Annotated in this window: 7 protein-coding genes; 5 read left to right on the top strand and 2 right to left on the bottom strand. The window is 57.0% G+C overall.

The features are described 5' to 3' along the window. Positions 1-50: 50 nt before the first annotated feature. Positions 51-416: a four helix bundle protein gene (locus tag DTF_RS0101195; protein WP_027713848.1), complete on the bottom strand. Its 366-nt coding sequence runs from the start codon at positions 414-416 to the stop codon at positions 51-53. A gap of 118 nt (positions 417-534) precedes the next feature. Next, on the bottom strand, positions 535-1,590 hold the full coding sequence (gene rfbB / locus DTF_RS0101190) for a dTDP-glucose 4,6-dehydratase (protein WP_027713847.1): 1,056 nt from the start codon (positions 1,588-1,590) through the stop codon (positions 535-537). A 289-nt stretch (positions 1,591-1,879) separates the two neighbouring features. On the opposite strand from rfbB, the gene DTF_RS0101185 reads away from it, so the two are divergent. The 5 genes from DTF_RS0101185 to DTF_RS26910 form a co-directional block, all read left to right on the top strand. Beyond that, on the top strand, positions 1,880-3,763 hold the full coding sequence (locus DTF_RS0101185) for a peptide-N-glycosidase F-related protein (protein WP_027713846.1): 1,884 nt from the start codon (positions 1,880-1,882) through the stop codon (positions 3,761-3,763). A 244-nt stretch (positions 3,764-4,007) separates the two neighbouring features. Further along, positions 4,008-5,030: a glycosyltransferase family 2 protein gene (locus DTF_RS0101180; RefSeq protein ID WP_027713845.1), complete on the top strand. Its 1,023-nt coding sequence runs from the start codon at positions 4,008-4,010 to the stop codon at positions 5,028-5,030. Between the two features lie 31 nt (positions 5,031-5,061). After that, positions 5,062-6,150 carry a DUF2304 family protein gene (locus tag DTF_RS21215; protein ID WP_027713844.1) on the top strand — a complete coding sequence of 363 codons (1,089 nt, stop codon included), beginning with the start codon at positions 5,062-5,064 and terminating at the stop codon, positions 6,148-6,150. A 220-nt stretch (positions 6,151-6,370) separates the two neighbouring features. Further along, entirely contained in the window at positions 6,371-8,032 is a 1,662-nt protein-coding gene (locus DTF_RS0101170) for a hypothetical protein (RefSeq protein ID WP_027713843.1), read from the top strand. A gap of 362 nt (positions 8,033-8,394) precedes the next feature. Then, a partial coding sequence (locus DTF_RS26910; protein WP_193352673.1) for a cytochrome c3 family protein occupies positions 8,395-8,980 on the top strand: 586 nt, incomplete at its 3' end.

Here is an 8,980-nt window from a genome sequence, read left to right as displayed (position 1 = left end):
ATCGGTGATCGGTGATCGGTAATCGGTGATCGGTAATCAGTGATCAGTGATCAGTATTCTTGTTTTATTTTACGTTTTATGGAGTTGATCAGGCCGTGCAGCATTTTTCTGATTTGATCTATTTCCGGGTCAAGGGAATTTCCAGACGGCAGATACCCCAGGTTCCGTGCAATAAGCAATTGTGTTTCAATTTCTGCCAGAGAACCGACCGATATTGACAGATACCGGAGAAATTCCTTGTGTGAGTTGCGGGCAGCGCCTTCGGCGATGTTCGAGGGGACGGACACTGCGGCGCGGCGCATCTGCCCCGTCAGTCCGTACAGCTCGTCAACAGGAAACGAACGGGTCACTGCATAAATATCAGTGACCAAATCAACACTCCTCCGCCAGACCTCCAGATCCCGATGGCTCTTCATCCTTCCCCCCCTCAGCCCATCCAGATTTTACGGATCACCGATCACCGATCACGGATCACGGCCTTCAATTCACCGATCACTGATCACCGCCTTCAATTCACCGATCACTGATCACTGATCACTGTTCACCGTCCCCAAACATCCATTCGCCGTTTTCAAGATACCAGTCGATGGTCCTGCGGATGCCGTCCTGAAACGTCTCGGCAGGCTGCCAGCCGAGTTCCTGCTTGATCTTCGTTGCGTCTATGGCGTAGCGGCGGTCGTGTCCGGCCCGGTCCTTGACGAATTTGATCAGGGAGCGCCGCGCCTGGCCATTGGCAAGAGGGGCCGCTTTTTCATCCAGGATGTCGCAGATGGTCTGCACGACCTCGATGTTCTGTTTCTCGCTGTTGCCGCCGACATTGTACGTTTCGCCGATCCTGCCTTCTTCAAGGACCTTGAGTATCGCGGTGCAGTGATCGACCACGTAGAGCCAGTCGCGTACGTTCCTGCCGTCCCCGTAGACCGGCAGTTCGCGGCCGTGCAGGGCGTTGTTGATGATCAGCGGAATCAGCTTTTCCGGAAACTGGTAAGGCCCGTAGTTGTTGGAACAGTTGGTGATCAGCGCCGGCAGGCCGTAGGTGTGGTGGTAGGCGCTGACCAGGTGGTCGGATGAGGCCTTGCTTGCCGAGTAGGGAGATCGCGGGTCGTAGGCGGTCGATTCCGCGAAAAGGCCGGTTTCTCCGAGCGAGCCGTAGACTTCGTCGGTGGAGACGTGCAGAAATCTGGGATCCGTGATCGGTGATCTGGAAGCCGTGATCGGTGGTTGGTGATCGGGGGTGAGCCAGTGCTTGCGGGCGGCTTCCAGCAGGGCGAAGGTGCCCATGATGTTGGTTTCGATGAACGCCGCCGGTCCCTCGATGCTGCGGTCGACATGGGACTCGGCCGCGAAGTGAACCACGGCGTCGATCTTTTCCTCGGCAAACAGGGCGTCGAGCAGCCGGCCGTCGCAGATGTCGCCGCGCACGAATCTGTAGCGTTCGTTGCCGGCAACCTCCGCAAGGTTTGCCGGGTTGCCGGCATAGGTCAGCTTGTCCAGGTTGATGATGCGGCTCCCGGCCAGGGATTCCAGGGCCAGGCGGATGAAATTGGAGCCGATAAAACCGCAGCCGCCCGTAACGAGGATATTTTTCAAGAGTCCACTCCTTTGAGTCCGTGATCGGTGATCGGTGATCGGTGATCGGTGATCGGTGATCGGTGATCGGTGAATTGAAACCCGTGATCTGTGATCCGTGATCCGTGATCCGTGAGAAATGCATGCAGAAATAATGCCGAGGGCATCGCCCCGATGCACGCTAAAATGATTTGTCCCTTCTGGAAAATAATGCTAGTTAATGGATATCGCTTCCGTCAACTAAACCGTTGTCGACCAAAGCACCGGCAAAAAGTAACATCAATCCGTTTTAGTGTAAAATTTTTCAGATATGAAAAACCTCCTTTTACTTCTGCTGTTCTGCACGCTGCTGCCGGTCAACGGCCTCGCCCGGGAAATCCCCGCGGTTCACCTGTCACGGTTTGCGGCGGGCGCGGGGCCGGTGCTCGTCGGCGGAGTCTACCGCCTGCTTGATGGCAGAGCCACGCCCGGCCAGTCGAACGCGGTGGCTTTCGACCTCGAGCATGAGGGTCCGTACGAACGGATGTCGCTGCATTGCAAGCTGCGTGTGCTTGCGGGCGGTGACGGCGGCGCTATTATCTTCCTGAATACGGCCGAGTATGGCAAACGCGGCCCCGCCCCGTTCGTCAAAAGCTGGGTCGAACCGATCCTGGCCGGGACATTCGCGGTCGGTGTCGACGTTCACGACCCGCCCAACGACGAGCCGATGGGGTCCTTGGGCAACTACATGAGTCTGCCGGAGCGCGAGGTGTCCCTGCACTGGGACGGACGGGAGATCGTCAAACGCGTGGCCCAGGCGGAATTCAGGGGCGACTTCGCTGAGTTCGACATCTCCGTACTGTACGTGACCGGCGGCGCCGAGGTCACGGTGCGACTGGCCGGTTCGACGGTTTATGACGGTTATTTCGTGGCGGGAATGCGTCCCTACGAGTCGCGTCTCGCGCTCGGCGCAGGGACGCGTGAAGACGTCACGACCGAGTTCGATGTGCGGGACCTCCTCTTTTCAACGAGCGATCCCACGTGGCCTGGACGGCGACCTCAGCATTTCGAGATATTCAACCATGTCCTGACCGGCAGTGCGGCGACCGCCAATGTCAGGGAGGTCACGCTGCCGTCGCTCGACTGGGCCTACGGGCGGGTGATCCTGACGCTGGAGATTCACGACGCCGGACAGTACTGGGACAGCTGGGACCGCAACGGCTATCTCTACGTCATCCATGCCGACGGTGTTAAATACGACATCGCGCCGTTCATCACATCGTTCCGGACCCCTTGCCATTGGCAGGTGGATGTCACGCATTTCCGTCCCTGGCTGGCGGGGAAGGTGACGTTCGAGATCGCCACGGAAGGTACTCCCGGCAAGGAGCAGGGCTTCATGATGAGTGCGTCGCTCGATTTTTACCACGATGCGCCCGACATGGAGCCTTATCGCGTCGTACCGCTGTGGGTCGGGACCGCCCGATACAAATCCGCGAACAATCCTTTCGGCGACTTTTTCACTCCCAGGACGGTTTTTATTGACGAGTCGGCCCGGGCGGCGCGTCTCTTTATGACGACGACGGGGCACTCGCGGGTCGGTGAATTCACCCCTTCATGGCGCAGCGTGATTTTCGTCGCCGAAAAGGGGGGGCAATCCAGTGAACAACATTTCGAGAACCTGCTCTGGAAGACCGACTGTTACCTGAATCCCAACCGGCCGCAACAGGGAACCTGGAAATACGCGCGGGCCGGATGGGCGCCGGGTGATGTCGTTCGCCCATGGTGGATCGATCTCACGCCATACTTCGTACCGGGAAGGACCGCGGTTCTTCGCTATGCGGCGAAGCCTTACGATTTCTCCCTGGCGCCGGAAGACCGGCGGCCAACCGACAATGAAATCAACCAGGCCATCCAGATCGTTCGCGCCTACCTGATCCTCTACCGCTCGGCAACGGGCCTGATGCCGGCATCGAACCTGAAGGTCCTGAAGGTCGTCGATGACGGCAACGCCGCCAGGGCGGGCATCCGGGTCGATGATTGGCTGATCAGCTACGACGGCCGGCAGCAGCAGTCGATCGACGAACTGCGCAACGCCATCAAGGACGCGGAATCCGCAGGCAAGAAACGCATCGCCGTCGTCGTGTACCGTGGCGACGAACGGGTCGAGACGACTCTCGGCCCGGGACTGCTCGGCATCGTCCTCGAAGAACAGTAAGCCGTGGCGAACGGAATCCGTGCCGGCCGTTCCCCTGCCACCAGGCCTTGTAGGACGAAATTTTTGCTTAGCCATCCTCTGAGTTATTGCGAGTGCATCATGTTTTACGATTCGGTATTAGTGGATTGGCGTAATGATTGCATTTATTCGGGCCGGTAATTGCAGTATATTAACGCTTTTTGCGGCATGCCCTGATTCGCAGGCTCTTTCGAGCTCGCGCTCAATCGTTTTTAACGAGACTCTATTGAATCCCCTTGCTTCCATCATCATCGTCAACTGGAACGGTCTGGCACATCTTCCGAATTGCCTCGACAGCCTCGCCGCCCAGACCTTCCGCGATTTCGAAGTCATCCTGGTGGACAACGGCTCTGAAGATGATTCGGTTGCTTTTGTCGGGGAGCGCTATCCCTGGGTAAGGGTGGCGCCTCTCATGAAAAACACCGGTTTCGCGTCCGGCAACAATCATGGCTTTGTCCAGGCGCGCGGCGACTATATCGTGGTCCTGAACAACGATACCAGGGTCGAGCCGGACTGGCTGCGGATCCTGGTTGACGTGGCGGACGCCCATCCCGAAGCCGGTATGGTCGGCTGCAGAATCTGCTCGTTTGCCGACCCGGACATCATCGATTCGATCGGCATGGGGATCTGTCTTGACGGGATGTCGCGAGGGCGTTTTCGCAACCGCCGGTGGTCCGAGCTTAGTTTGCGGGCCGTTGAGGAAATCCTCTTTCCCAGTGCTTGCGCGGCACTCTACAAGCGGGCGATGCTTGACGATGTCGGGTTTTTCGACGATGAGTTCTTCGCCTACGCGGAGGATTCGGATCTCGGACTGAGGGGAAGGCTGGCCGGCTGGAAAGCGGTTCTGGCAACCCAGGCAGTCGTCTATCACAAATATTCCCAGACCAGCGGCAGCCTGTCGCCATTCAAGGTGTACCTGGTCGAACGCAACCATTACTGGGTCGCGTTGAAAAATTTTTCTTCCGGCCAGTTGATGGCTCTGCCGCTCTTCACGCTGCTCCGTTACCTTCAGCAACTGCGCGCCGTACTGCTCGGCGGCGGGACCGGCGGTGAATTTCGGGCCGGCGACTCACAGGCCGCATTGATCAAGGCGATGTTCAAGGCGATATTCGACAGCCTGCGCGGGGTGCCGCGCATGCTGCGCAAACGTCGGCAGGTGATGAAACACAGACAATTGTCCGGGCGCGAATTTTCCGCACTTCTGCGACGGCATCGGATTACTTTCAGGGAACTGCTCGACCACAACTGAGTCCGAAGTGGAGCAGGGAGGATTAAGGATAATGCAGGAATTTTTCCCCATCGACAGGATCCAGTTCTTTTCCATCCTGTTCAGCTGTTTCATCTTCTTTTTCATCTTCTGGCTGGTCAAGCACAAGAAGGTCAAGGAGGAGTATTCGCTCCTGTGGTTTGCCACGGCGCTGGTTTTTCTTTACCTGTCCCTGGATCGCTATGCCGTCGACCGGCTCGGCGACCTTTTCGGGATCGCCTACAAGCCGACGGTCATCCTGCTGATAATCAGCGGCTTCATCACCCTGGTTCTGGTGCACATCACCGTTGTCATCACCCGGATCTCCGAACAGAACAAGGTCCTGATCCAGGAACTGGGCCTTACCAACCTGAACCGGAAGCGGCCATACATCCCGCCGGATCTCGCCACCAGGAAATCCGATGTCCTGGTCATCGTGCCGGCCTACAATGAGGCGGAGAACATCAGCGGGGTCATCAACGATCTCAAGACCCTTGATCCGGATCCCGATATCCTGGTCGTCAACGACGGATCGTCCGATGGGACCTACCAGGCCGCCAAAAGCACCCGCAAGGCGCTGGTGCTCAATCTGCCGGCCAATCTCGGCATCGGCGGGGCGGTGCAGAGCGGTTTCAGGTGGGCGGACCGCAATGGTTATCGGATTGCCATACAGTTCGACGGCGACGGACAGCACATCGCGAGCGAAATCCCCAAATTGCTCAATGCCCTGAAGGAGCAGAACGCCAACATGTCAATCGGCTCGCGCTTTGTCGAGAAACATTACGGCTATCGCTCCACCTTCGTCCGCCGCCTCGGGATAAGGACCTTCATGGCCGTCAACTCCCTGCTCATCGGCCAGACCATCACCGATAACACTTCCGGATTTCGCGCCTATGACCGCAGAGCCATCGAGTTCCTCGCACGTCACTACCCGGTCGACTATCCTGAACCGGAAGCCGTCATACTGCTCGGCCGCAACCGCTTCAAGATCGCCGAAATATCCACCCGGATGCGGGAGCGGCAGGCCGGGGGGTCGTCCATCTCCGGCGTCAAGGGTATCTACTATATGATCAAGGTGCTGCTGGCCATCCTGATGACGGCTCTGCGCAAGCCGGTTGAATAGGCGGAGCTCCAATCCCCCCCCGGCCCAGGAATTTTTTATTGGCGGCCATTGCATTGGAACATCCTTATGCTAGGCTTGCCTCACAATATACCAGAGCTCTCGATAGGATACCTTATAGGCAAATCGATCTTTAAATAATAATTGATCAGCTTGATGGATCACCGGAGGGAGTTGCGGCCTTATATAACACCGTTTTTTCTCAAGAGAAAGGGGGAAAAGAATGGGGCCTATCTGGGAGCATCACATCAAGTATCGGGGTATCCTCAGAAGCAACTTTGGAATGATTCTGTTGCTGACGTTCCTGATGGACATCGGCCTCTTTATTGGACTTTCGATTGCGGAGGAGTATGACAACTGCGTCCCCTGCCACGGCAACCTGGAAAATTACCACGGGGAATTCACCCATTCGGCGGCGCTCGGCAACGGTGTAGTGGCCCTCTTTCCCGACTATGGACACGACGACGAGGGATGGGACGGCAACAAGCCCCATTTCGGCGTCCTGGTGGACTGCGGCAACTGCCACAACAACGAACTGCCCATGATTCACGGCAACGACTGCGCAACCTGCCATTCCATCATTTATGATCAATTGGGAATCTGGCAGGGAGGATGCCAGCAGGGAGCGTGTCACACCTTTTATCACCAGGATTCCACCACCGCCCACGCGCCTTTTGAAGGCACAAGCGTCGCAAGCGGAAATGACTGCAGTCAATGCCATTCAGCGACCTACGGCGACTACTCGGTGCCGCAGGAGAACTGCCTGAACTGTCATTCAGAATACCTGCCGGGAGACTACACGCCGCCGGTCACCACCTCGAATGCCCGTGAGGTTTACGACTTTCTCCCCGCCGAGATCAAGTTCTCCATTTCAGACAACGGCAAGGTGGGTATCGGAAGGACTTTCTACCAGCTCGACGGCGGTCCGGTGACCGCCGCCGGCAAGAGCCTGCTCGTCGCAACCCCCGGCCCCCATGATCTCAAATTCTGGTCGATGGACCAGTCCGGCAACACCGAGCTGGCGCCCAACTTTGCGTCCTTTTCCATCGACATCGACGGGACCCCTCCGACGACCGCCTCGGATGTGCAGCCCAGCTACCACTTCGGCGCGGTGATCACCCTTACCGCTTCGGACGACAGCTCCCGAGGGGTGAAAACGACCTATTTCAGCTTGAACAACGGCCCCGTCCAGACGGGTACGGTGATCACCATCCCGGCCACATCGAAGGCGACAAACAACTATACACTGAAATACTGGTCCGAAGACTGGGCGGGCAATCTCGAAGCCGGGCATATTGTCTCCTTTAGCGTGTTCGGAGATACCACCGTGCCGACCACGACCTCAGATGCAAAGGCCACCTACTACCAGGGAGCCGTGATCACCCTTGCGGCGACGGACGACAACCCCGCGGGACCGAGAACGACCTACTACCGCCTGAACGGCGGACCCATCCGGATCGGAACCCAGATTGTCATCCCCGATACGCCAGGGAACTTGAATTACTCGCTGAGCTTCTGGTCCGAAGACTGGGCGGCCAATGTCGAACCCGCACACGTTGTCGACTTCAATGTCATCAGCGGAGGTGGGAGTCTCAGGCTGATCTGGGGCTACAGCGACGTTAACGGCTCTCCCTGCGCGAACGACCCCGAAGCCAGCGCCTCGTGGACCATCAGGTCTGGAGGCAAGTACGGGCCGATTGTCAAGACGGGTTTTTCCACATGCCCCGACTGGAGTGGAATCGATATCGTTTCCCTTCAGGTCTCCCCCACCCCGTTTCACGTGACCGTCCAATGGTGGGACAGTGAAAACGGATATGACGACGAAACCATCTTCCCGAGCGTCTACCTCACGACCCCCGGGCATGTTGCTTCACTGCACTATTAGCGACACATGATGGTTGAAAGTCGGGTTCCATCGGACAAGAAAAAGCCCCGCGGCTTTGGACGCGGGGCTTTCTTTCCTCTTCTTCATATTTCCAGCTGCGAGTCGGGTCGACCGAATAGTGTCCGACGAATTTATAAATCATTTGCATTTACATCCAAATCCCCGTTTATTAATTCATGCATAGAGCTTATGGTTGGAATATCTATTGCAGATGATAATGCTTATGCTATGCTGGTTTGAAGAAATCCCCCTATCTTTACAGAAAACACTTAACTATATACCTATTTACCAATGTAGAAACCGGAAATAAGCTTGATCTGCGACAAGCACCGTTACTTTCAATGGAGGGATGGGGAGGAGAAATGGGGCCTGCTGGGAAGACTCACATCAAGTATACGGATATCTGCAAAATCAAACATGGAAAGACTCTGTTGTGGATGGTCCTGATAGCCATCGGCTTTTGGTCTGGACCATCGGTTGCAGCGGAGTATGACAACTGCGTTCCATGCCACGGGAACCTGGAAAATTTCCATGGAGAATTCACCCATTCGGCCACGCTCGGCAGCGGCGTAGTGGCCCTCTTCCCCGACTATGGACACGACGACGAGGGATGGGACGGCAACAAGCCCCACTTCGGCGTCCTGGTAGACTGCGGCAACTGCCACAACAACGAACTGCCCATGATTCACGGCAACGATTGCGCGACCTGTCATCCCATCATTTATGATCAATTGGGAATCTGGCAGGGAGGATGCCAGCAGGGGGCGTGTCACACCTTTTATCACCAGGATTCCACCACCGCCCACGCGCCTTTTGAAGGCACAAGCGTCGCAAGCGGAAATGACTGCAGTCAATGCCATTCAGCGACTTACGGCGACTACTCGGTGCCGCAAGAAAACTGCCTGAACTGTCATTCAGAATACCTGCCGGGAGACTACACGCCGCCGC

The sequence above is a fragment of the Desulfuromonas sp. TF genome (assembly GCF_000472285.1).
GTDB lineage: Bacteria > Desulfobacterota > Desulfuromonadia > Desulfuromonadales > ATBO01 > ATBO01.
This window is presented reverse-complemented; position numbering and strand designations above follow the sequence as displayed.

Excerpts from the sequence above, each read along its gene's own strand:
- DTF_RS0101195 (WP_027713848.1), bottom strand. The coding sequence starts at position 416 with ATGAAGAGCCATCGGGATCTGGAGGTCTGGCGGAGGAGTGTTGATTTG.
- DTF_RS0101185 (WP_027713846.1), top strand. The coding sequence starts at position 1,880 with ATGAAAAACCTCCTTTTACTTCTGCTGTTCTGCACGCTGCTGCCGGTC.
- DTF_RS21215 (WP_027713844.1), top strand. The coding sequence starts at position 5,062 with ATGCAGGAATTTTTCCCCATCGACAGGATCCAGTTCTTTTCCATCCTG.
- DTF_RS0101170 (WP_027713843.1), top strand. The coding sequence starts at position 6,371 with ATGGGGCCTATCTGGGAGCATCACATCAAGTATCGGGGTATCCTCAGA.